The 21,428-nt window shown below is 30.7% G+C and carries 25 protein-coding genes; 2 read left to right on the forward strand and 23 right to left on the reverse strand.

Annotation, left to right across the window (positions count from 1 at the left end; translation table 11 throughout):
* Positions 1-12: 12 nt before the first annotated feature.
* The 17 genes from J2Z44_RS12695 to J2Z44_RS12775 all read right to left on the reverse strand — a co-directional run bounded on the left by J2Z44_RS12695 (position 13) and on the right by J2Z44_RS12775 (position 14,739).
* Positions 13-450, reverse strand: a complete 438-nt coding sequence (locus J2Z44_RS12695; protein ID WP_021283660.1) for a cytidine deaminase — start codon at positions 448-450, stop codon at positions 13-15.
* A gap of 100 nt (positions 451-550) precedes the next feature.
* Entirely contained in the window at positions 551-1,003 is a 453-nt protein-coding gene (locus J2Z44_RS12700; RefSeq protein WP_209649626.1) for an NUDIX domain-containing protein, read from the reverse strand.
* Between the two features lie 148 nt (positions 1,004-1,151).
* A complete protein-coding gene (locus tag J2Z44_RS12705) occupies positions 1,152-2,000 on the reverse strand; it encodes an MBL fold metallo-hydrolase (protein WP_161624470.1) in 849 nt (282 codons plus the stop codon).
* Positions 2,001-2,166: 166 nt separating this feature from the next.
* Positions 2,167-2,640, reverse strand: a complete 474-nt coding sequence (locus J2Z44_RS12710) for a GNAT family N-acetyltransferase (protein ID WP_021283657.1) — start codon at positions 2,638-2,640, stop codon at positions 2,167-2,169.
* 22 nt (positions 2,641-2,662) lie between these two features.
* Positions 2,663-3,268: a GNAT family N-acetyltransferase gene (locus tag J2Z44_RS12715; RefSeq protein ID WP_021283656.1), complete on the reverse strand. Its 606-nt coding sequence runs from the start codon at positions 3,266-3,268 to the stop codon at positions 2,663-2,665.
* 48 nt (positions 3,269-3,316) lie between these two features.
* The gene (locus J2Z44_RS12720; RefSeq protein WP_152513261.1) at positions 3,317-3,904 is read right to left on the reverse strand and encodes a GNAT family N-acetyltransferase; all 588 of its coding nucleotides are present in this window, start codon (positions 3,902-3,904) and stop codon (positions 3,317-3,319) included.
* A gap of 36 nt (positions 3,905-3,940) precedes the next feature.
* Positions 3,941-4,975 (reverse strand): hypothetical protein, encoded by a 1,035-nt coding sequence (locus J2Z44_RS12725; protein WP_021283654.1) that lies wholly within the window; start codon positions 4,973-4,975, stop codon positions 3,941-3,943.
* A 55-nt stretch (positions 4,976-5,030) separates the two neighbouring features.
* The gene (locus J2Z44_RS12730; protein WP_021283653.1) at positions 5,031-5,792 is read right to left on the reverse strand and encodes a Nif3-like dinuclear metal center hexameric protein; all 762 of its coding nucleotides are present in this window, start codon (positions 5,790-5,792) and stop codon (positions 5,031-5,033) included.
* 115 nt (positions 5,793-5,907) lie between these two features.
* Positions 5,908-6,351, reverse strand: a complete 444-nt coding sequence (locus tag J2Z44_RS12735) for a GNAT family N-acetyltransferase (protein ID WP_021283652.1) — start codon at positions 6,349-6,351, stop codon at positions 5,908-5,910.
* 75 nt (positions 6,352-6,426) lie between these two features.
* Positions 6,427-7,071 (reverse strand): MBL fold metallo-hydrolase, encoded by a 645-nt coding sequence (locus J2Z44_RS12740; RefSeq protein ID WP_021283651.1) that lies wholly within the window; start codon positions 7,069-7,071, stop codon positions 6,427-6,429.
* Between the two features lie 47 nt (positions 7,072-7,118).
* A complete protein-coding gene (locus J2Z44_RS12745) occupies positions 7,119-7,940 on the reverse strand; it encodes a GNAT family N-acetyltransferase (protein ID WP_021283650.1) in 822 nt (273 codons plus the stop codon).
* A gap of 75 nt (positions 7,941-8,015) precedes the next feature.
* The gene (locus tag J2Z44_RS12750) at positions 8,016-8,522 is read right to left on the reverse strand and encodes a GNAT family N-acetyltransferase (RefSeq protein ID WP_021283649.1); all 507 of its coding nucleotides are present in this window, start codon (positions 8,520-8,522) and stop codon (positions 8,016-8,018) included.
* An 88-nt stretch (positions 8,523-8,610) separates the two neighbouring features.
* A complete protein-coding gene (locus tag J2Z44_RS12755; RefSeq protein ID WP_031271514.1) occupies positions 8,611-9,918 on the reverse strand; it encodes a GNAT family N-acetyltransferase in 1,308 nt (435 codons plus the stop codon).
* Between the two features lies 1 nt (position 9,919).
* On the reverse strand, positions 9,920-11,272 hold the full coding sequence (locus J2Z44_RS12760) for an MATE family efflux transporter (protein WP_021283647.1): 1,353 nt from the start codon (positions 11,270-11,272) through the stop codon (positions 9,920-9,922).
* A 1,006-nt stretch (positions 11,273-12,278) separates the two neighbouring features.
* On the reverse strand, positions 12,279-13,076 hold the full coding sequence (locus J2Z44_RS12765) for an APH(3') family aminoglycoside O-phosphotransferase (RefSeq protein WP_021283646.1): 798 nt from the start codon (positions 13,074-13,076) through the stop codon (positions 12,279-12,281).
* 174 nt (positions 13,077-13,250) lie between these two features.
* A complete protein-coding gene (locus J2Z44_RS12770; RefSeq protein WP_021283645.1) occupies positions 13,251-13,898 on the reverse strand; it encodes a zinc dependent phospholipase C family protein in 648 nt (215 codons plus the stop codon).
* Between the two features lie 43 nt (positions 13,899-13,941).
* Entirely contained in the window at positions 13,942-14,739 is a 798-nt protein-coding gene (locus J2Z44_RS12775; RefSeq protein WP_021283644.1) for a lipid II flippase Amj family protein, read from the reverse strand.
* Between the two features lie 466 nt (positions 14,740-15,205).
* On the opposite strand from J2Z44_RS12775, the gene J2Z44_RS12780 reads away from it, so the two are divergent.
* Positions 15,206-15,805 (forward strand): stage II sporulation protein M, encoded by a 600-nt coding sequence (locus J2Z44_RS12780; RefSeq protein WP_209649628.1) that lies wholly within the window; start codon positions 15,206-15,208, stop codon positions 15,803-15,805.
* Positions 15,806-16,022: 217 nt separating this feature from the next.
* Here the strand turns inward: J2Z44_RS12780 and J2Z44_RS12785 are convergent, their stop codons facing one another.
* The 5 genes from J2Z44_RS12785 to J2Z44_RS12805 form a co-directional block, all read right to left on the reverse strand.
* Entirely contained in the window at positions 16,023-16,703 is a 681-nt protein-coding gene (locus tag J2Z44_RS12785; protein WP_021283642.1) for a hypothetical protein, read from the reverse strand.
* A 273-nt stretch (positions 16,704-16,976) separates the two neighbouring features.
* A complete protein-coding gene (locus tag J2Z44_RS12790) occupies positions 16,977-17,339 on the reverse strand; it encodes a VOC family protein (protein WP_021283641.1) in 363 nt (120 codons plus the stop codon).
* 182 nt (positions 17,340-17,521) lie between these two features.
* Positions 17,522-18,520 (reverse strand): NADH:flavin oxidoreductase, encoded by a 999-nt coding sequence (locus J2Z44_RS12795; protein WP_209649629.1) that lies wholly within the window; start codon positions 18,518-18,520, stop codon positions 17,522-17,524.
* 210 nt (positions 18,521-18,730) lie between these two features.
* Positions 18,731-18,997 carry a 2TM domain-containing protein gene (locus J2Z44_RS12800; RefSeq protein WP_209649631.1) on the reverse strand — a complete coding sequence of 89 codons (267 nt, stop codon included), beginning with the start codon at positions 18,995-18,997 and terminating at the stop codon, positions 18,731-18,733.
* Between the two features lie 190 nt (positions 18,998-19,187).
* Entirely contained in the window at positions 19,188-19,379 is a 192-nt protein-coding gene (locus J2Z44_RS12805; protein ID WP_021282142.1) for a hypothetical protein, read from the reverse strand.
* A 349-nt stretch (positions 19,380-19,728) separates the two neighbouring features.
* Between J2Z44_RS12805 and J2Z44_RS12810 the strand changes: the two genes are divergently transcribed.
* Positions 19,729-20,556 (forward strand): MBL fold metallo-hydrolase, encoded by an 828-nt coding sequence (locus tag J2Z44_RS12810; protein ID WP_021282141.1) that lies wholly within the window; start codon positions 19,729-19,731, stop codon positions 20,554-20,556.
* Positions 20,557-20,764: 208 nt separating this feature from the next.
* Here the strand turns inward: J2Z44_RS12810 and J2Z44_RS12815 are convergent, their stop codons facing one another.
* Complete coding sequence (locus tag J2Z44_RS12815) at positions 20,765-21,298, reverse strand: protease complex subunit PrcB family protein (protein WP_021282140.1); 534 nt, start codon at positions 21,296-21,298, stop codon at positions 20,765-20,767.
* Between the last annotated feature and the right edge of the window lie 130 nt (positions 21,299-21,428).

A 21,428-nucleotide genomic window follows, 5' to 3' on the forward strand; every position in this document is an offset into this window, starting at 1 on the left:
GTTTCTTTATATCTAATCTTGAAAATGCTCTAATTCTTCTGGTTGATATGCATTTGTCCAATGGTATGGCTGCAATTCATTTAATGATACAAACTTCAGAGTATTGTCTGGAGTAGTAACTCCGACCTTAACATCTGTTCCCCAAAAACGTAACCGCTCTTGGCAAACTCCACAAGGAGAAAGTACCTTAAATTGACTGTTTTCATCATCTCTCACAACACATAAGCAATGAGTCACACGGACGTTATATTTATGAGCTTCACACATTGATCCTACTTCAATGCATAAATCTACGCTGCTATTTGCTGTTTCAATTGAAACACTAGTAAAATATTGTCCATCCTCTGAATGAATTACTGCTGCTCCACCCCAGCCCTTTGGATATCTTTTTAAAATAAGTTCAGTGGCTCTTTTATACATTTCCTGTTGTATTATTTTTTCCTGTTCCATGTTATCCCCCTAAAATATTTGCTTATTTTGTTTCTGCTTTTTTTATTATTCTTTTCCAAAAGCCTTTCACAGTTTAATCTCTAATTAATAAGATTCAAAATTAATTTATTTGCTTTGTTACTTCTGATACTGCCCAACCTTGGTGTTCATGTAAAAGTTCTATACACTCATGTGGGTACATCCAAATTAAGACTTGATCTTTTTCCATTGATTCTAAATCATCATTCTTAATAATTACTTTGAAGAAAAATCCAACAGGATGTCTATATTGATTGAATGCTTCAGAAAAATAATATTTGGATGCTTCTCCAATAAATTTATCAATAAATATACTACATCCTAATTCTTCATTGAACTCTCTTACTAGGCATTCTTCTAGTTTTTCTCCATCTTCCAATCCTCCCCCGGGCAAAAAATAACCATATTCATTTTTAAGTACTGCTACCTGCCCAGCATCATTAAATGCTACCCCATATACTCCTTCCCTCCGAATATAATTTATACCATCAATCTTTTCACCAAAGATTATTTTATTTTTAAATTTAATAATCATAGTTTCCTCCACATAATTTTACTTATGGTATAATAACCTATTTAATGATCCCTAATAATTTTTTAAATTTCCATGTACCTATACCCTCTAACTTCCCTAGTTATTAGGTTTGTGTATGCAATTACTTTTAATTAACATAAAAGAAAATTTATAAATTTAACTCCAACCCATCATAAGCAATATGATATCCATTTTTATTCACTAATTTGTCCATTACTTCATGAATATCATTTCCCTCATGTGATATATGTGTTGCATAAATCATGCTGTTTTCATGTATTATTTTTTCAATTTTCATTTTTGTGATAATATCAATTACTTGTCCTGAATCTAGATGTCCTCCTGCATTAAAACCTTCTCCATATGTATGGTCAAGTATAACTACATCAAGTTCAAACCTTTTTAAAGTATCCCATGCTCTATCAGATAACCTTAACAAATCGGTTCCATATAAAATACTTTTTTCATTGGAATTAACCACATATATTAATGAATTCTCACTAATATCATGTAAAGATTCTACGGCTGTAATGAAATATCTACCAAGCTTAATACAATCCCCATTATCCATATACCTAATGTCCATAGACAGTCTACGTTGCCAATCTTCATCAAACAAATTGGCATCAGGCTCCTCAGCTTTGAGCCGTCTATTTAAGGACTTTATAGTCCCTTTAGATGCTAATAAACTAATATTTTCTACATTTTCTGGTGCATACTCCTGAAGACGTGTTATTAAATGTCCTGCATCAAAATGGTCAGAATGTCCATGGGTTTGTAATATATACTTAACCTTTGTCAAATCAATATTGTACATAGAAGAAGAAGTTGGAACATCTGGTCCTAAATCAATGAGTAAATCTTCATTTATAAGCAAGGATGACCTTTTTCTAATATCTTTTCCTTTTTTAGTTCTACCATTTTTACATACTGTACAATTACAAAAAACCAACGGACATGATGTTGCAGCAGAGGTACCCAAAAACATTATTCTCATATAACCCCACATACTTTCTACTTTAAATTTTAAGTTTTCAATTTTCACTAAACTTCATATATAGCAAAACTTAAATACATGCATTTAACTATAACTGGATTCCTCTGCACCACCCTTTGATCCTCTCACTTCAATTCATGTCCAAAGTTTAGATTCAAGATTATTCTTAGCTTATTTCCTTCTCCGCCACTTCCTTATTTGAGAAAGTTAAATCATTATTCCCATGATAGAATTCTTGTGCTTGCTCATTAGATGCCGTAAATAAGAAAAACTTACTTACTCCTTCACTTTTGAAATAGTTCTCAGCTCCATTAAGTAGCTTTTTTCCTATGCCCTTACCACGATAATCAATTAAAGTGTATATCCACTCCACATATCCCATTTTTTCAAAATCCACAAGGCTTAACATTATTGAAATATCACATCTTCCGATGACAATATCATCCTGTTTTGCAATTATGATTTTAGTGTTTTTTAATTCTTCAAGCTTTGCACTATGCAGTTTTTCCTTATAGCTAACTTCATCCAATTCCCAACCAAGAACATCTGGCTCAGTGATTCGTGCTTGCTTTTCAAAAATGCATATTCCCTCTATATCTTCGCTTGTTGCGGATTTAATAATTAAATTTTCAATCCCCATCATTTTATCCCCCATTAATTTCCTAGCAATATTCTCTGTGCTCCGATTTTTCGCATGTATTACTTATACTCTTTAAATACATTGTCTTTGTTAAGCCAAAACATATCTCATTATGATAGCTTCCATTCATATAAATGCTTTCCTTAAGTAAACCCTCCTGGTCATACCCCAGCTTTTTATGCAATTTAATACTACCCTCGTTGGTTTCTAAAACAGTAGCTGAACATTTATTTAGTCTTCTTTCCATGAAGCCATATTGCAAAAGTATCTTCATTGCACTTATCCCATAACCTTTGCCTTGATATTCTTTAGCAATCCTAAGTCCAATTCCAAAGGTGCCGTGTCTTTCCTCATCTAAGGAAAAAATTATTCTTCCCACATGTACACCATCTAGGGTTTCCATAGCAAAAACTGTTCTGCCATCTTTTGTTTTGCAATTTTCAACTTCCTTGCTATACTCTTTTGCCTCTGAAGCTGTTGGCGGAAAACTAACTCTATATCCTGCTAACCTACCTAAGGATGTATCAAATCCAGTATTATAGAGGCACTCCCAATCTTCTTCTCTCCAAGGTCTTAATCTTATCTTTTCATTTTGCCAAAAATAATTTTCATATGCCGCTTCTCTCACAAAAATTCCCCCTTAATTTAAAATCAACTATCAACTTTCTTATATCTATTATTCCAGGTGTTTAAACCTATCCCAGAATAAGTCTTTATTAAGTTTAAATGTCAGTCCATGGTACCTACTCCCTCTAACCTCTCTACAATTCATTTCACTAGCTACAATCTTAAATCCACAGCTTTCTGCAAGACTTATCATTCTATAATTACCTGACCAAGTTTGTGTATATATATCTGATAAAAATCCTGCTTTTAACAGATATGAAATAAACAGAATAAGAGCTGACTTCCCCATGTTTTTACCTCTATAACTTTTGCTTGGAATATCAATCCCTACTGCAAGTCTTTCTTTATTACCGTCAATGTTATAAGATGAAACCCAACCTATATGGCTTCCTTCTACAGTACATATCTCTAGTCGTCTTCTTATTTCTGGAACTGTTTTATTTAATCTTTTTAATAAACTATTTTTTAGATCTTCAATATTTACTTCTTCTTTTTCCCATGGAGCATCCCAATCCTGCCACTCAACTTCAGTGGTATTCCATATGATATAATCATTGATATCCTGCATACACATATCTCTTAAAAATATATCTCCATTAAATATTCTAAATTCACTTTCTGTATTTTCATTTTTCATTTCCAACTTATCATCCCTAATCTTAAATTTTAATCATTACTTAATGTCATTTATAAGGCTATCTAAACATTGATAACTAACAATATCCACATTCTTACTTTTAAGTAAGTTTATAAAATATCTTTCATGTGATTTTATCAAGCTTATAAATTCAATTAAACTTGCATTATTTATAGCAGTTAAGAGTTTTGGAAATCCATTATAACTTGTTCCAGTTTCATTTAAAAAATCAATAATAATATTTTCCAATGATGCAGTTGCTAATACCACTGTTTGATAATCTCCAATTTCACATGCATGGATTATTTTATTGTAATAGGATTTTTCTTCTTCATAAAAACCATTAAATACCTTTGTAAAATCTGATGGCATAGTTTTTGGAGTTTGAGAATCAATTAACGCTTTTGTATTTATGATTATTTGCTGAGATTTACAGAGTAATTCCTTACAATCATAACTTTGCAATATGTTTTCGTAGAGCAAAGGAAAATCCATAGGAACAAAGTTCATATCACAAATTTCAGACATCAACTTACCCCAACCTCTTCTTACAAAAGTACAGTTTAAAAGCGCAATAGCATATGATAAAATGCGAAGTATTTCTATTGCTTTTAACTTAACTCTATGTAAGTCATTACTGTAACTAAGCATATCAAAGTAAATATTATAACTTTTTTCTAATTGAACTATTGCCTTTTTACGAAACTCAAATTTGCTAATTTGTTCTCCGATTTTTTGTAACTCCCTAAATCTTTCTAAATCTTCTTCAGATGAATAATACACTACTTGCGAACCTACGATAATAGAAACATTTTCTTCGTTATAATTTGCCATTGAGGTAGCTCTATCCCAAGATAATCCCCAAAAATCAAAACTGATATCATTTAAGATAAAAGTTTTAGCTACCTGATAGCCACGTTCTGTTTTAGGAATGAAATAAAAATCAAGGTCAGATTTATCATGAATGTCGTTATATACGTATGAACCACACAATGCAACAATTGATATATCATCAGGATAATCCTTCCTTATTTTTTCAATGAACGCCTCTGCAACTTTTATCAATTCCATAATTTAACCCCCTTATAAAATTACCTATCAACTTTCATACATCTATTATTTCATCTCATTTTATATTGGCTTCATAATGCTTTTCATTAAGTCTCACTACTTCAAGTTCTTTTATATTTTTCTTCAGCTTCAATGCTAAACTTTCAATTCCGAAGATTTCTGTGAAAGTATGACTTCCAACGACAAGATTTATCCCTTTAAGCTGAGCATATTCAATGGTATATAAATTACATTCACCTGTAATGTATACATCGCACTTATTTTCTACAGCTTCCCTAATGCAAGCTGTTGGTCCTCCATTACCGCAGAGTACACCCACTCGCTTAACTCTTTTATTATTAAACCTCCAAGATTTAACGGGTTCTTCAAGTAGATTTTCAATACTTTTTACTAGTTCATTGAATTCAATTTCTTCATCGTATTCAGCGATTCTACCGAAATATAACCCTTCCCATTCATGAGTTTTTTTTACATTTCTTAAATTTAATTTTTTTACTAAACTATCATTTGTGCCAAAGTTGCAGTCATCAAGGGGTAAGTGATTATAGTAATGACTTATACCATACTCTGCTAACTTTTCTAAACACGCCTCTTTTAACCCATATATTTCTTCCCATGCAGGATGGTGTGTCACCATCATATCAACTCCATGAATTCTTGCTTCCTCTATAGTCTCCAAGGTTAGGTTAACACAGTATCCCATTTTTTTAACTTCTCTATCTGTATGGTACGTAACCCCAGATTCACTAAAAAAGACTTCCTTATTTGCTATATCAAAAAGATCATTAATTCTTTCAACAATATGTGAAACATCCATATACTACCTCCAATTTATCAAACTTTATATACTCGTAATCCTTAGTATTGTACATTGATTATCTAATATAAATAAATGATTAAACTCTCAAATATAACTCTATTTAACTTCCATGCTACTTAACAAGAATTATTAAGTCACCAAGTGTTTTAAATCCATTTTTTTCATAGAATTTTTGTGATGGATACTCTTTTTCTGTGTTTAACATTATTCCATTCATTCCTTGTTCTTTAATATTTTCTTCTATTGCGCTTATAAACCAGCTTCCGATACCCTTGCCCTGCATGTGATAACTAACACAAAATTCATCAATATAATATTCAAACCCGTTTATCCAGGGCTTTTTCATTCCAATACTTAAAGCTACCATTTTATTGTCTAGCATAGCTGCATAACCTACAAAATAGTTATTTTTAAAATGATTCTCAAAAAACTTCACTACTTGTTCTCTTGATTCGTAAATATCATTCCACGGTTCTTTAGTGAATGTATCAATAAATAAATCCACACATTCATCAATCATATGTTCTTGTATTTTTAATAAAAGAAATTTTTCCATTTTACTCCTCCTCATACTGCTTACTTTTACTCTTTGCATAGCAATAAATTAAAAGTTCTTTAATGGTAGAAATTATTATAGAATACTCAATATTTTCTCAATAATTTCCTTCCCTAAAATTACATTATGGCCTGATATACAAGTATCAAAATCCATATCCATATACTTTAAAAGAGTGGCATGATAAAGCTCTTTTTCACAATAAATATTAGGAATAATTTCATCAAGATTATCCCCAATATTATCACTTACATTAATCACTTTTTCTTCCTCATCTATTACACTTATGGAATCAATGGTATGCCCTGGTGTGTATATAATTCTTATTTTATCTTCTGGGAAGTAAAGCTCCTGTTCAAAAACCAAGTTAGGAAGATACATTTCTACTTCCCCTTGGCAATACTGCTTATTCTTATCCATCATCTCTTCCCATTTTGATTCAATGATTTCTCTACATAATTTATGAGATATAATTATGCAATTTTGAAATGAACCATTTCCCCACACATGATCCCAATGATAATGCGTATTTATTACAATAATAGGTTTATTGCTATCTTTTATATATTCCCTAATTGGCTCCATACTTAAAGAACCTAATCCTGTATCAATGATATAATTATATTTTTCGCCCATAATTAGATGAATATTTAAATCCCACCCTAAAGAGGTAGTATATGTAAATAAAACACCTCTATTTTTTATTTTTTGGATTTTCATAATAATTCCTCCTGACTTACCCCTAAGGGTATTAACCATTTATATCCTTATCTATATGTGTGTTCTGAATAGCATGAAATCTCAACAAACCCATTTCTTTCATAAAACCTTTTAGCAGCAGCATTTGTTTTTACCACTCCAAGTCTTACTTTTTCAATAGCCTTATTTTCTTTCATATTTTTTATACAGTGTGCTAACATATAACTTCCATACCCTTTGTTTTGATATATTGGATTTACAACAAAATCCATAATATAGTTCTCTTTTAAAATGTAAGCTCCAATCAATTCCTTATCTATCCAAAATGAATAAACTTGGTTATGTTTATTCAAAGTGTTAAGTTTTTCATGAAATTGTTCTTGATTTTTAGCATAGCTATTTATTTCCCAATGATTATCTATATTTATTTGATAATATGCACTATCAAATAAATGAACATATTCTTTTAACATACTTCTTTCAAAGCCTTTAACTGTTAAATTACTATTTTTTAGTTGAGGTATTTCTTTATTTCCATATTCAAGGTAGTATCCTTCAATATCTATTTTAAAGCCTAACCTTCTTACTAAATTAATTATTTTGAGATTATTTCCATATACATTAAAACACACTTCTTTTGAACCTATTTTTGAGGTATATTCATTAGTTTTATTTTTGATTATCTCTAGAATATCTTCTATGTTATCTTCATTAAGAAAAGATGCATAAAAAATACAACACTCCTCACTATTAACTTTTATAAATACACCACTGTTTTTATCTGTAATCAAAGAGTATAATACCTCAATATTTTTAAAAGAACTTTGTACATAGTCCCTTGCTTGAGGGGATATGTTTCCTATAAACTGCAATATTTCTTCTTGTAACATTACATCAACACTTCCAATACTAATTATTCTCTGGACAAGAAGTAGTACTCTAATACTAGTTACTAGCTAATCCATCTAATACTTTTTAAAATTAAACCCCAGTAAATCTATTTCTTCATCTTTATCTAATTTTTTGTCATAGTTTTTTCTTAGTTGAATTAAATTTAAGTGGTCAAATCCACATTCTTTGTATAGTTTGATAGCACTGGTATTACGTGGTATAACATCTACAAACATTGCAACTACTTCTTTCTCAATCATTAACTCGTCTAATTTTTCCATAGCAAATCTACCTATACCCTTACCCCTATATTGCTCTGATATAAATATGTCTTCCAACCAAGCTACATTCTGACCGCCAAATCTCACATAGAAAAATCCAACTGCCTCATCATCTAAAAATACATTGTAAACAGTTCCTTCCTCTTTCCAATACTCTAAGGTTTCTTTGGATTCTTCATCTGTTTGCCAGTATTTTTTAGGAGCATTATTCAATTTCCTATGGTAATTCATTAATTCTGTAATCATTTTAGCTGTAGTTAAAAATAAATCCTCTGATAATTCCCTAATATTAATATTCATAACCTATTCCCCCTATATAAACTCTTTCTATCCCCAGATTTAATACAAAGCTAATAGCAATATGTTTAATAAGTATCACATATTTAAGTTAAACTAATTTCTCTTCTGGTATTACCATAAATCCCAAGTCTTCATATAGCCCTACTTTTTCTTTAGAAGTTTGAAGTACAACAAACTCTATATAGTTTTTATCTTCTAATTTTAAAGCTTCTAGTATAGTGGCTTTTTCAATTTCCTGATTTTTAGCTTCAGCTACAGTTGAGTTAAAGTAAAGCCCGCAAATCTCCTCCTCATAAACTAACGTAGCTATTGCCGAAACTCCACTTCCATTTAAGTATCCTATCCATAAATTAAATAATGAATTTTCTTTAGTAACTGTATTAAGAAGTTCATCATTAAACTGTTTATATTTCTCTTTACTACAACAATAACTTGAAGCTACAATTTCACACCATTTCTTTATATCATTCTTACTTTCAGCCTTTTCAACTTTAAAACCTTCAAGTTCATGTTCTATTTTCTTTAATTCAAAGGTGGCATTATATAGATGTTTTTCTGTGAAGTCTTGAAGGTTCATAACCTTTTTAAGCTCTGGTGAAAGCTCATTTATTAGGATTTCTTCTCCCTTCTTAGATAACTCTACAAAATCATTAGGAACTCCTACAATTATTCCAAACCATTCACATTTTCCATGGGGAATAAATCCACACTTGTTAGCAAGTCCTGGAGACATGCTATTTCCTTCAACAATTTGTAGATAAGGAATCTTTCCTCTTTTAATGATTTTTTCTGCAAGATCAATGGTTACATCCACCGCATAGCCCTTTTGTCTGTGCTCTTCTTTGGTATACATAATTCCCATAGAATCATCTTTATGAATTAATACCCAACAAGCAATATCTCCATCCACATATACTGCTGAAGAAGGTCTATTTGTTATATTCTCCCTTATTTCATGAATGCTCCAAGGTGACCTATAAGTGTAATACTTATCAACTACTTCAGCATCCTTTATATCTATATCCCTAACAGGAGTTTTGATTAAGCTTAAATCTAAAGCACCTTCAGGTAAGTAATAAAGAGTGCACTTGCTTTCCCATGAATTCATAAATCTGCTTCTAATTTTTTCTGCTATGGATTTCTTGAGTCCTGAGAATCCAAAAAATCCTTCAGCAAAGTGACTTTCTAGCATTTCATCTATGAATCCATCATCTTCTGAGTATATATAGTTAAAATAATCCTTTCTAACCATTACTCCCTTAGGAGCTTTTTCATCATCCACATATATTTCTGCATCAGGCATGTTATCTATTACACCTAAAACGTTTAAATTATAAATAAGATCACTTTCTAAAAAGTCTCTTATAGCTTTATTCATTTTTACCTTAACTAACATTCTAAATAACCTTCTCTTTCCACTTGTTTCTTTTGAAATAAACAACTATAATTGCTGCTTCAATAATTACAGATAGGGCAACTGCTATCCACACTCCATTAGTTCCCATGTTAAAAGTCTTAGCTAGTAAATATGCAATTGGTAACTTTAGCACCACATTTGCAATTAGGGAAGAAATCATAGGAGGAAAAGTATCCCCTGCTCCCTGAAAAACTCCTCCATAAATAGTTGGGAATATAACAAAAATTACTCCAAGATAAACTATTCTTAAATACTCTGCTCCAACCTTTATAACCTCATATTCTCTTGAAAATATTTTCATAATCCCCTCTGGAAAAATGAAATAAGGAATTGCAAATAAAATCATATTAAAAACTGCCAGTTTCATCCCTTCTTTTATGATATTATCGCAGCCATGAATATCTTTTCTTCCAAGGCTCTGACCTACCATAATTGCAATGGCTGTAGATAATCCAACAAGAAATATAAAAGTATAGTTAAATAATTGCCCTCCTGCTCCAAAGGCTGCTGAAGCTGAATTTCCCCCTACTTCATAAACTAGTCTTACCATTAGCATCCCTGTTATAGGTCTTGCAATTTGCTGTATGCATGCCCAGCTTCCAATTTTTAAAATTCTTAAGGTATTACTTAGCTCTAACTTCATAGACTTAAGAAAGCCTATAAAACTCTTATTATAAATTCTTTTAATTAATAAATAAGTTATAGCTACTAGTGAAAACACCATAGATAATACAGATGCCCATGCAGCTCCTGCTATTCCCATATTTAAAGGAAACATAAATAAAGGTGTGAAGATTGCATTTATTATGTTTGATGCCCCAAAAATATAAAGAGGTGTCTTGGTATCTCCAAGAGCCTGCATAATTGTTCTTGCTGCTGAATTTAGAAACACAAATACTGTTCCTATAAACATTACAGAAAGATACTCTTTTGCAAATCCTGTAATTTCAGGCCCTGGATTAAACATAATCCTTATTATTGGTACAGTGTAGATATAGCAAAGAACACTAAGAATTCCACCAATAATTAGTGAAATTAGAAAAGCTTCTCCACTAAATTTTCTAACAGAGTCCATATCCTCTTCCCCATAGCTTCTTGAAACTAGAGCTATAACTCCTGCTGAAACTAAAGTTGAAAACACAAACACCACTGAAGTTGCAGAGTTAGCTATGGATGATGCTGCAAGTGGAGTAGTTCCAAGGATAGATATAAACATCATATCCACTGTTCCAAGTAAACTTTGTAGTATCATCCCCACCATCACTGGCCAAGATAGTTGAAATATTTTCTTTAAGTCTGACGTTGCTTTAAAGTTTGTTATTCTCTTAATCATTTTATCCCCCACTTCTCATACTGCTTTAAAATTTTCTTTATCATCCTAATCCCCCCATAAATAATTTGAAATATTTTCCATTGTATAAGGAAGCAGAGTTACTACTTATCTTATACATGAGTCCCACCCTGGTTCCCTTAAGGCTTTTTGAACCTAAATAAATTAAACCTTAACTAAGGAAGCCTGTATTTGCTTAATTTCCCTATTTACTTTTTAATAATGTTCTCCTATGAATTACAAGTATGGCAGTAGTAACAATCAAAAAATAAAAGACTATAAGAAAGCACCGCCTTCCTATAGTCATAAATACCTATTCTATTTTTCAAAATTACTTGCACATAAACAAACCTAGCAAAGCTAAGTTCATACACTTTAAGAAACCCACCAATAATTTATATAGATAAATTAAATTAGGCTTCTTTAAAGTATTTAATATGTTAAAAACATCATATTAAACCATAAAGCACATAATTGAAAAACAATATAATATTTAGATTCTATAAAATGACTCTTTCAACTTACTATAAAGAAGCATCACAAAAAGACCTAATAACTAGGTATGGAAAAACTTCTTTTAAATTTTCAATTTTGAAAATTACTAGCAAGTATATCTAATCATTAATAGAACCTCCTTAAATAAACACAAATTAATTTTATTAACTACTTTGGAAGAAACTCTAATTCAAACAAATGTACTTTGTCCCATGAAAGCTTAGTTTTAAGCTAAGAATTACCACCTAAAAACCATGAGATAATTCCTCTTCCAAATAATCACTAAAACTTATATTACAATTATATACATTGTTACTAATTATATCAAGAATTATTTTCTATTTTTTCAAAATATTCTTTTATAGTTCAAAATGCATTTATATTTCCAAGAGATAAAAATCCTTGTCGTTATAGGATAATTCACAAAAAGTCAAAGTGATATTAAGATAATTAATATCACTTTAACTTTCATACAAGGCTATTAGTAAATACTACATAGTTTGGTTGTATATTTCTAAAATAACTCATCTAATAATATATAATAATCAATTTTTGAATAGTCAATTTTATCTAAGCCATATTCCTCAAGAAACACTGGAACCATTTCTTCTCCTAAGTTTTTTTTTATAGATCTACACCCTATACCTATATCTTGGTGCCTATCACTGACTCCCCCTCTACCCCAGTCAATAAAGCCTGAAATATTGTAGTCCTTATCTAATATGATATTAGGTAGGCAGTAATCCCCATGAGTTAACACACTATCCTCACTATTAGGCCTGTTATATTGTAGTTCTTTCAATATTTTCTCTGGAGTAATATTTGGGTCACTACTTTTTATATCTTCCTCATCTACTAAATGATTTTCCACATTATATTCTGCAATTTTTAGTTTAGTTTCTAAACTCTGATCAAAATCACAATGCTTAATTGGTACACTATGAATTACTCTTAACCCTCTTGCTAAAGCTTTAGCTACCTTTACCTTATCAGTGTTTTCATCTATTACTGAAGAGTCTTTGCCGCAAATTTCGGACATAAGGAAAAATTCGTATTCTCCACTATGACCATGATATAGAACTCGTGGCACAGGTAGCTTTCCATTTATCCAATTTAGTAAATCAACTTCATAATTAAAGTTTTCAAATTTATTGCTACTTACTTTCAAATACCTATTGTCTTTTCCATCTTTACCTATAACCTTGTAAACCATAGTATCTGAGCAGCCTACTTTGTTTTCTTCATATCTACAACCTTCAAGAAGCTCTTTTAGCTCCTTTGGAAAGCTGCAAATTAACTCATCTATTTTCATAAATTTAAATCCCCTCTTATGTTCTTCCTTTATATTTTCAACCTTTTATAGCCCCTTATTTTACACCTTAATAAAAGCTTAAAGATAATAAGGGTGAACTTTCCACTCACTTATTATCTCTTTTTTCTACTACCTTATGACTTAACATTGAGACTATAGCTTAGCTTAATTAAATTAACATAACTTTTCTTTTAATATACTTGCAATCTCTTCAGTAGCTTCTTCAATAAATTTGTCCATTTCTTCCTCTGTTAAGTATATGAAGTTTTCTTTGGTCTCTTCATTTTCTCCTAGGTAAAACTGAGTTATATACTTAACTTGCAGTTCAAAGGCACCCTTTGGAAAATAATCTAGATAATCTGGAACTTGTCTAACATTTTTAAACACTGTAAAAAACATGGATTGTGGATTTTTACTTAAATATAAATAATCTAACCCATACCAATCCTTTTTTATTGTCCAAATAAAGTTTGGATCCTTTTCTAGGCCCTCACTATAAAGTGGAAATTCTTTTTTCTTCTTATAAAGCTTTGACCACTGAATATCAGTCAGCAAGTGAACGTAGTATCCTAATAAAAAGGAATATCTCTCCTTATCTTCTTTAACTTCTTCACTATTTAAATACTTATTCCAAAACTCTTCTGCATCAAAATTCTTATTTTCATCCATCCAGTGAGTAATTTTCTTTGGAGGGTCAAAACTACTCCAATCTTCATTTGGCACCCCTGAATCTGGCCCAATATTTCCAATTAAAAATGGAGTTGCCTCCAAGTTGAAATTCTTTTTAATATTTTTTCCCCTACTCTTAAATGTGCAATCCATGTTGCCATAATACTCTCCCCCATTTATTAAATTATTTATATTATTATCTAAAGAAAAACTCTATGATTCTAGCCGCCGGCACTAATAGCACCTGACCTAGTAAAGTTCCTAGAAGTTTTGTTCCAATAAGTACTATTACTAAGGCTTTAACATCTCCATATTCCCGTTTTCCTCTCATTGCCTCATCGGTTATCATTGCAGCTTTTGGGTCAACAAAAAGAGTTAATAGTATACTTGCAATTCCATTAATCATCCCTGAGGATGAAGAAATTGCCACCCTCTTAGCTGGGTTAAAAGTCGATGCATAGAAAACTGATAGAACTCCTATGGTGTAAACCCCTGTTATGAAAATATTCATTAATAGCAATCTTTTAGGAATATTTTTATACCTCAGGTTCTTAAGCATATTTCTTGAAGGTGATACAGTATTCTTTGCAACTCGTTTAATGTTTGCAAGACTTAAAGATTGTACTACTAAACTTGGAACAGAACCTGTCTCCTCAAGTTTTGTAACTGCTTTAGAAAAAACTCTTAAAAAAGTAGGTATCAATAAAATTCCTATTACAGTTCCTATAGTAGTTGCAAATACAGTATATCTAATTTCCATAATAGGATCATAGCTAGCGTTAATACTTCTATCAATAATTAATCCAATCAGTGGAGCCTGAACCATGTTAGCTGTTCTTGCAATTAAAACTATGATATTGAACAAAGACATTGATAGTGCAAAGTTTCCGCTCTTAACAGAATTTAACCTAACAGAATAAGCTAAGGTGTCTACTACATGTATAATAATTGTGAAAAAAATCAACTTCGTAAGTAAATCAGAATTCAAAGCCATTGTAATCTCCTTCTAATATTGAAGATTTTACTTTTTCTTTGAGTACTAATAAAATCTTCTTTAAATAGATTATTAAAATTATAAACTACTTCATATTCCTTTTGTATAAGTATTGCCAAATTTCTTACAGGATATTGTTTTATTTCCATATTACACTATAATTATGTTTATGTACAAGCTGAAATAATTTTAAGCCTACATCTTATCTGAAGAAATATATGCTATATACAAGCTTAATCTTCTAATAAAGCCTTACTTGTTATGTTTGCAGTATATAATTTATATGTGTCTAATCTCCGGAACCAGCATGAATACTATATCTTCTTATCTTCTTTTATTGTTATATTTATAAGAAGATAATTTGATTTCTTTCAGCTTTTGAGGATACAATCCTTCTTATCCAGATGTAAACTGTCAATTAATATGATTTATTATTAAGCTTAGATATGCTTTTTAGGAGGACATTATGAAAAAAATTTTTACTAATGAATTTATAGAATTTAATAAGGTTATATTTAAATATTTTTTATTTTGCTTTTTTCTTTTCTTTACTTCCTTAATTATTACAAAGTTTATATTTACAAGAAATCCAGAAAATGTGATTAGTATTTTAGATAATCAAGCTTCACAACTAGCTTTAAATGATACAGCCTTCAATGTATTTGGCCAGATTTTTATTAATAATTTAATTGTTTGTTTTTTTACTATATTGAGTGGATTCCTTCCCTTTGTATTTTTACCTGTCATAGCATGCATTAAAAATGCCTATCCTGTAGGCTTGATCCTAGCAGGTATGGATGCTTTAAAAAAAAATTTATTTCTGATTGCTTTAGTTGCATTGGTTCCACATGGAATTTTTGAAATTCCAGCAGTACTATATTCTTTTAGTATTGGAATTCACCTTTGCTTAAGTATCACGACTTCAATAGTAAAAAAAGTTCCAACAAAAAAGTATATTGTTGAAATTAAAGATGCTTTTATTTTTATTATATTACCCATGTTACTTATAGCTGCTTTTATTGAGGCTTTTATAGTACCTTATCTTATGAATGCATTTCTTCTATAAACCATAATCAACTTATGACTTTTAGTTAAGGTAATATACTTAATAAATTGCTATACTTTTGCTTTCATCTAAAGTAACACTTATTTGAAGAAAAATAGCAAATTCAACATAAAAAATTTGTCCATTTGCAATAAGAAACAGAGTGTGTTAATAAAATTAGCACACTCTGTTTCTTGCTATGTTATCTTGACCTCGTTCTAATGAAAATAAGAGATCCTTATTCTTTTTCATTTTCATCTTTCAAAGCCTTTTTATCTTTATAATTATCACTAACTTCTTTGCTTACTTTTCCTACTTCATTTAAGATTCTGTTTTCTATACCTTTTATTCCTTTTGTTAATTTAATATATTGTCTATCAACAAAGGAATTTTCATTTCCAGTAGGCTTTAAGTATCCTTTTTCAACCTCTAGCGTCGTTTTAGTTTTACCAAAATTACTTACATTGCTTAATTTGTTTTTAGCTGAAATTAACTTCTTTAAACTATCTTCAACTATTACTCCATCAATATTGTCATTAGAGTTTGTTTTGTTTCTAGAGTTAATACCTTCATCTCTTTTGCTTTTTTCTTCTATCTTACGCTGTTTTTCTAAGGCTTCTTTTTCTTTTTCCATTAATCTTATTTGTTGAATTTCAGCTTCTATTTCGGCAATTTTTTTGTTTATATCTTCAAGTTTTGCTCTTTTTTCCTTAGGATCCATTTCTGTTTCTTGAAGTTTTGTTTTTTCTTCCTTGAAACCTTCTTTTAGTTCCTCCAAATTTTTTATTATTTGATTTGAGGTTTTTTCTATCTTTATACTTTTTCCCTCTTCTGCTTTTTCTCTCTTTTGATTATCTGAAGCTTCTTTAAGCTTAACATACATTGGGTTACTCCAATTATTTAGTCTTTGAATCTGCATATAATCTCCCCCTTTGCTTATATTATCGTGTCAGTTGTGAAACTCTTTACCACTAATATAGTTAATTTTACCATTTATTACAATACTGATGAATTTATCAATGCTGTAACATTTACATCAAATTAGGAGGGAAAGTGTTTGCTTTTCAATCTACAATATCTAATAATATATTGAAATAAAAGATTCTATACTACTAAAAATAATAAAAAATTAAACCCCTATCCTCTAAAAAGGATAAGGGTTGTAGCACTTTAGTACATTCTTAATAATTCTCTACATATTTTCAACAAATTGAATTTTTAAACCATTTGGATCAATTACATAGAAAAATTTTGTATGAGGATTTGGTTGAATAGGGCCATCCGCAATTGCTATGCCTTTTTCTTTAAGAAAACTAATCATTTCATCCACTGAATCTACTTCAAAACCCCAAGATATATCTTTTCCTACATTAATATCTTCATTGTTTTTATCGCATATTAATTCGATCTTTGTTTCTCCATCACCTAAAAAAGCAATTTCAACGCCTGGGCCAGCATTGAATCTCCTATTCACCTTAAGATTAATAATCTCCTCATAAAACTTAAGTGAATCTTCCATGTTTTTAACCTTTAATGTACTCCAACAAAATTTCATTATAATCCTCCTAAATTAATAATCTTATGGAATTTATATGGAATCAATGTAGGCTAGATTTATACACAAACTCTTCCTTGATTCCATTAAAATCTTTTGAGTATGATAAAATAAATTCTCTTCTTCAATTCCTATACAATGTTAGGTGTATATAAGCTTATTGATTTTTACTATACTTAATATTAACTCAAGGTTTCTACTGCTCTTTTAGCCCAAGTTGAATCCTTAAATATTACTCTTCCAACTCCAATTAAGTCTGCTTTATCCTCTGCAAGAAGTTTTTCAGCAGCCTCAGCATCTACAATTCCACCTGTTAAAATCACTGGAATTGAAACTTCTTTTTTAATAGCTTCTGTTAGTGGGTAAAAATATCCTTGTTCTGTTGCATTTGGCATCACATAGCCTAAGAAGCCTCCAGAAATATCAATAATATCTATTCCTGCCTTTTCAAAGGCTTTAGCTGCCACTATGCTATCTTCAACCACAGTTCCACCTTCAATATAATCAGCTGCGCCTAATCTTAAAAGTATTGGGAAGTCCTCTCCAACAGCATCTTTCACAGCTTTAATTACTTCAAGGTGAATCCTAATACGGCTATTCACATCTCCGCCATATTCATCTGTTCTCTTATTGGAAAGTGGAGAGAAGAACTGGTTAAGTAAATATCCATGAGCTGAGTGAATTTCTACCCCATCAAAACCAGCTTCCTTAGTACGTCTTGCTGCCTCAGCAAAATCTTTTATTATATTTTTTATATCTTCCTTAGAAAGCTCTTGAGGTATTTCTCTATCTTTAAAGCGAGGATTTTCTGTTGCTGAAGGCCCTACTGGAGCTATTCCTGTAACCTCTCTAGTTGCTGCCCCTCCTGCATGGTTAATTTGCATTACAGCCTTTGAGCCACTTTTTTGAATTATCTTTGCTAACTTTTTTAATCCTTCAATATCACTATCCTGAGCAATTGAAAGCTGACCATTGCTTGCTTTTCCCTGCTGATTTATAAAACTATGTTCAATAATTATTAGGGAGATATATCCTCCCTCTGATTTTTCCTGATAATAATTTAAAATCTCCTCACTAACTTTACCATCACCTTGAGATTTAGCTGTAGCCATCGGTGGCATAACTAAACGATTAGTAAGTTCTATTTTTTTAGTTTTTAATGGTTTAAGTAAATAACTCATGTTTCATCCTCCATAATCTTTTACTTGTTTATATATGGCATCTTCAAAAAATAAGTAAGTCAGTATGCTCGGCTATTTTGAGTTATACTGCGTCAACAGAACCCTTAGATAGCTCTACTATCTGCAGAACCTATTTCCTTGTCGGCACGAGCTTGCTTGTGAACTCAAAATATCCTTTACACCTTTGACTTGTTATTTATTTTCAGATGCCTAATTAGATTGTCCATTCTGTGAAGAATTACATAGATAAATTATTAAAAGTGTAATTCCCCCGTGGATCATAACGCCTATTCCCCATGAAAACAAAGGCCACACAAACCATAAGTAGCCATTCCATGTAAAAAAGTTTACAAAGGCTAAGAATCCGTTAACTGCAATATATACTGCTAAATGAATAAAAAATAATATCTTAACCCAAGTTTTTAATTTATTTGTTCCATCTTTTTTACTTCTACGATTTTCTCTCTCCCATCTCATCTTAATTCCCCCATGATTTTAATAAGGCATCTGAAAGTAAATAATATATTTATATACTAATCCAATTTATGTCACAAAGGAATAGATTATAATACTTTTTTCTAAGAAATCCAAATTAAACTTAACTTATTCAGGAGCCTATGTTTGCTCCTGAATCACTTCTAGTATTGCAATCTTTTATTGTTATAAATTATAAAGGTCTATTGCTTTCAATAGCTCCAAAATGAAATTGCTCTTTAGTTTTATTTTCTTCTTCACTAAAAGGAAAAGGCTCACTTCCTACATCTGAACCTTCTGTTATATGGTTTGTCATTCCATTTAAATTGTCTTCAACTTCTCTTATGGTATAGCTCTTATTTCTTCTGCTTAAATCTCTTTTCATAATTCCTACCTCCAGTTTCTCTTTTTCTTATTATCCATTAAACCTAAAGAATCTATGTATAAGCACTTTTATTATCTTTAGAAAAACCATTTTCAATAATTCTTTCATATGAAATGAAATCTTTAAATTTTTCATTAATCTATTAATGAGTAAGTTCTTTTCCCTCCCAATAAGAAATTTAAAATATGTTTATAACCTATATAGCATACCTACTATTTCCTTGGTAAATACTAAGCTTTAGGTAGATTTTATATATTAAAGCATCTTAAAAATAAATAAGTCAGTATATTAATATTAGTTTATTTTAACTTATTATTTATTATCAGATGCCTAAAGGAGGTTTTCTCTTATGGGAAATATATTAGTTGAAGGACTTTCTGCAGTTACTACTTCCTCAGAAGAAGTACTTTCAGATATTATGGTTTTAGAATTTAGAGTAGTTAATGCTTTTTTAGTGGGAAATCCAAAGATTGAAAATCCTAAGTGGGTTCTTGTTGATACAGGCCTTGAAAACTCTGGAGATTATATTCTAGAAATTTCTAAGGAACGTTTTGGTGAGGATAGTAAGCCTGAAGCAATTATTCTTACCCATGGCCATTTTGATCATGTAGGCTCTGTTATTAAACTATCTAAGTATTGGAATGTGCCTGTTTATATTCACCATCTAGAACTTCCTTACATAACAGGTAAAAAGGACTATCCAATTGGAGATCCAACTGTTGGTGGCGGAATGGTAGCTGCCATGTCAAAAACCTTCCCACACACAAGCATCGATTTAGGCTCCTATGCTAAAGAGCTTCCATCTGATGGAGTTATTCCTGGAATGCCTGGTTGGAAATGGATTCATACCCCTGGTCATACTGAAGGACACATATCCTTATATAGAGAAAGTGATGGTGTGCTTATTCCTGCTGATGCTTTTACTACAGTTAAGCAAGAATCTCTGCTTTCTGTTTTAACTCAAGAGGAAGAAATTAGTGGTCCTCCAGCCTACTTAACTACAGATTGGAAGGCAGCTGAAGCTTCTGTAAAACTTCTTAAAGAGCTTAATCCAAATCTTGTGCTTCCAAGCCATGGAAAACCAATGGAGGGTGAGGAACTTAGAAGGCACTTAGATATGCTAGCTAAGCATTTTGAAGAAATTGCAGTGCCAGAGCAAGGAAAGTTTGTACACTAATTTACTAATTGTAAGAAATTGAATTTATAACAAAAGGACTGTCTAATATCGCATAAAATGCAATATTAGACAGTCCTTATCATCATAAAATCATTGCTTCTATGAATATTTAACTATTCTACTATGGTGTAACTATCTACTTTCTAAACTATAAAGGTAATCCTTATCCTTATGAGAATTACTAGAAATTAACCACAACATATTTTTATTACTCAATAACTCCTTCAGGTATAACTTCTTCAAAAGTATCTTCTGTATTCATAGATTTAATATTTACTTTTGTAGGCATAAAGTTAAGTTTTAGAACCTTATGAGGATAAGTTATTGCTTGAGTTACAATATCGCCCTCTTTAGGTTGTTGTATATTAACCTGAACATTTAAAATTCCTTCACTATCCTCTAGATTTACTACCTCTAAAGTATAGCCTCCTGTATTCTTCTTACCTAGACCAATATAAAGATACACCTCATTGTTTACAGTTATTAGCTTATATCCCTTTAGTCTTTTTATGCTAGTATAACTTGTTCCTAAAGTTTTTTCTGCTTCACTTGGATTAAGATAAATCACCTCTAGCTTATTCACAGTTATGCCTTGGTTTTCGCCTCTTTCAGGCTCTTTATTTTCTAATTTTGTACTTGTTGGTTTTTCCATGTTATTCTTCTCCTTACCTATTATTAATACAAAGGTTGGAATCAATATAACTAACAAAACTACTAATATTATTAAGGATTTCTTTTTCATTTTACTTCGCCCCTTTATACCTTCTACTTTACTATTCCGCTATTAATACAATTTTACTTATATAGAGAAATTACTTCAACATTCAAAGGATTATCTCCAAGAAATAGTCTCCCTAAAAGAGGTAGATAAG

It is taken from the genome of Clostridium punense (assembly GCF_017874425.1).
GTDB lineage: Bacteria > Bacillota > Clostridia > Clostridiales > Clostridiaceae > Clostridium_J > Clostridium_J punense.

Excerpts from the sequence above, each read along its gene's own strand:
- J2Z44_RS12695 (WP_021283660.1), bottom strand. The coding sequence starts at position 450 with ATGGAACAGGAAAAAATAATACAACAGGAAATGTATAAAAGAGCCACT.
- J2Z44_RS12700 (WP_209649626.1), bottom strand. The coding sequence starts at position 1,003 with ATGATTATTAAATTTAAAAATAAAATAATCTTTGGTGAAAAGATTGAT.
- J2Z44_RS12705 (WP_161624470.1), bottom strand. The coding sequence starts at position 2,000 with ATGAGAATAATGTTTTTGGGTACCTCTGCTGCAACATCATGTCCGTTG.
- J2Z44_RS12710 (WP_021283657.1), bottom strand. The coding sequence starts at position 2,640 with ATGGGGATTGAAAATTTAATTATTAAATCCGCAACAAGCGAAGATATA.
- J2Z44_RS12720 (WP_152513261.1), bottom strand. The coding sequence starts at position 3,904 with ATGAAAAATGAAAATACAGAAAGTGAATTTAGAATATTTAATGGAGAT.
- J2Z44_RS12725 (WP_021283654.1), bottom strand. The coding sequence starts at position 4,975 with ATGGAATTGATAAAAGTTGCAGAGGCGTTCATTGAAAAAATAAGGAAG.
- J2Z44_RS12730 (WP_021283653.1), bottom strand. The coding sequence starts at position 5,792 with ATGGATGTTTCACATATTGTTGAAAGAATTAATGATCTTTTTGATATA.
- J2Z44_RS12735 (WP_021283652.1), bottom strand. The coding sequence starts at position 6,351 with ATGGAAAAATTTCTTTTATTAAAAATACAAGAACATATGATTGATGAA.
- J2Z44_RS12740 (WP_021283651.1), bottom strand. The coding sequence starts at position 7,071 with ATGAAAATCCAAAAAATAAAAAATAGAGGTGTTTTATTTACATATACT.
- J2Z44_RS12745 (WP_021283650.1), bottom strand. The coding sequence starts at position 7,940 with ATGTTACAAGAAGAAATATTGCAGTTTATAGGAAACATATCCCCTCAA.
- J2Z44_RS12750 (WP_021283649.1), bottom strand. The coding sequence starts at position 8,522 with ATGAATATTAATATTAGGGAATTATCAGAGGATTTATTTTTAACTACA.
- J2Z44_RS12755 (WP_031271514.1), bottom strand. The coding sequence starts at position 9,918 with ATGTTAGTTAAGGTAAAAATGAATAAAGCTATAAGAGACTTTTTAGAA.
- J2Z44_RS12760 (WP_021283647.1), bottom strand. The coding sequence starts at position 11,272 with ATGATTAAGAGAATAACAAACTTTAAAGCAACGTCAGACTTAAAGAAA.
- J2Z44_RS12765 (WP_021283646.1), bottom strand. The coding sequence starts at position 13,076 with ATGAAAATAGATGAGTTAATTTGCAGCTTTCCAAAGGAGCTAAAAGAG.
- J2Z44_RS12770 (WP_021283645.1), bottom strand. The coding sequence starts at position 13,898 with ATGGATTGCACATTTAAGAGTAGGGGAAAAAATATTAAAAAGAATTTC.
- J2Z44_RS12775 (WP_021283644.1), bottom strand. The coding sequence starts at position 14,739 with ATGGCTTTGAATTCTGATTTACTTACGAAGTTGATTTTTTTCACAATT.
- J2Z44_RS12780 (WP_209649628.1), top strand. The coding sequence starts at position 15,206 with ATGAAAAAAATTTTTACTAATGAATTTATAGAATTTAATAAGGTTATA.
- J2Z44_RS12785 (WP_021283642.1), bottom strand. The coding sequence starts at position 16,703 with ATGCAGATTCAAAGACTAAATAATTGGAGTAACCCAATGTATGTTAAG.
- J2Z44_RS12790 (WP_021283641.1), bottom strand. The coding sequence starts at position 17,339 with ATGAAATTTTGTTGGAGTACATTAAAGGTTAAAAACATGGAAGATTCA.
- J2Z44_RS12795 (WP_209649629.1), bottom strand. The coding sequence starts at position 18,520 with ATGAGTTATTTACTTAAACCATTAAAAACTAAAAAAATAGAACTTACT.
- J2Z44_RS12800 (WP_209649631.1), bottom strand. The coding sequence starts at position 18,997 with ATGAGATGGGAGAGAGAAAATCGTAGAAGTAAAAAAGATGGAACAAAT.
- J2Z44_RS12805 (WP_021282142.1), bottom strand. The coding sequence starts at position 19,379 with ATGAAAAGAGATTTAAGCAGAAGAAATAAGAGCTATACCATAAGAGAA.
- J2Z44_RS12810 (WP_021282141.1), top strand. The coding sequence starts at position 19,729 with ATGGGAAATATATTAGTTGAAGGACTTTCTGCAGTTACTACTTCCTCA.
- J2Z44_RS12815 (WP_021282140.1), bottom strand. The coding sequence starts at position 21,298 with ATGAAAAAGAAATCCTTAATAATATTAGTAGTTTTGTTAGTTATATTG.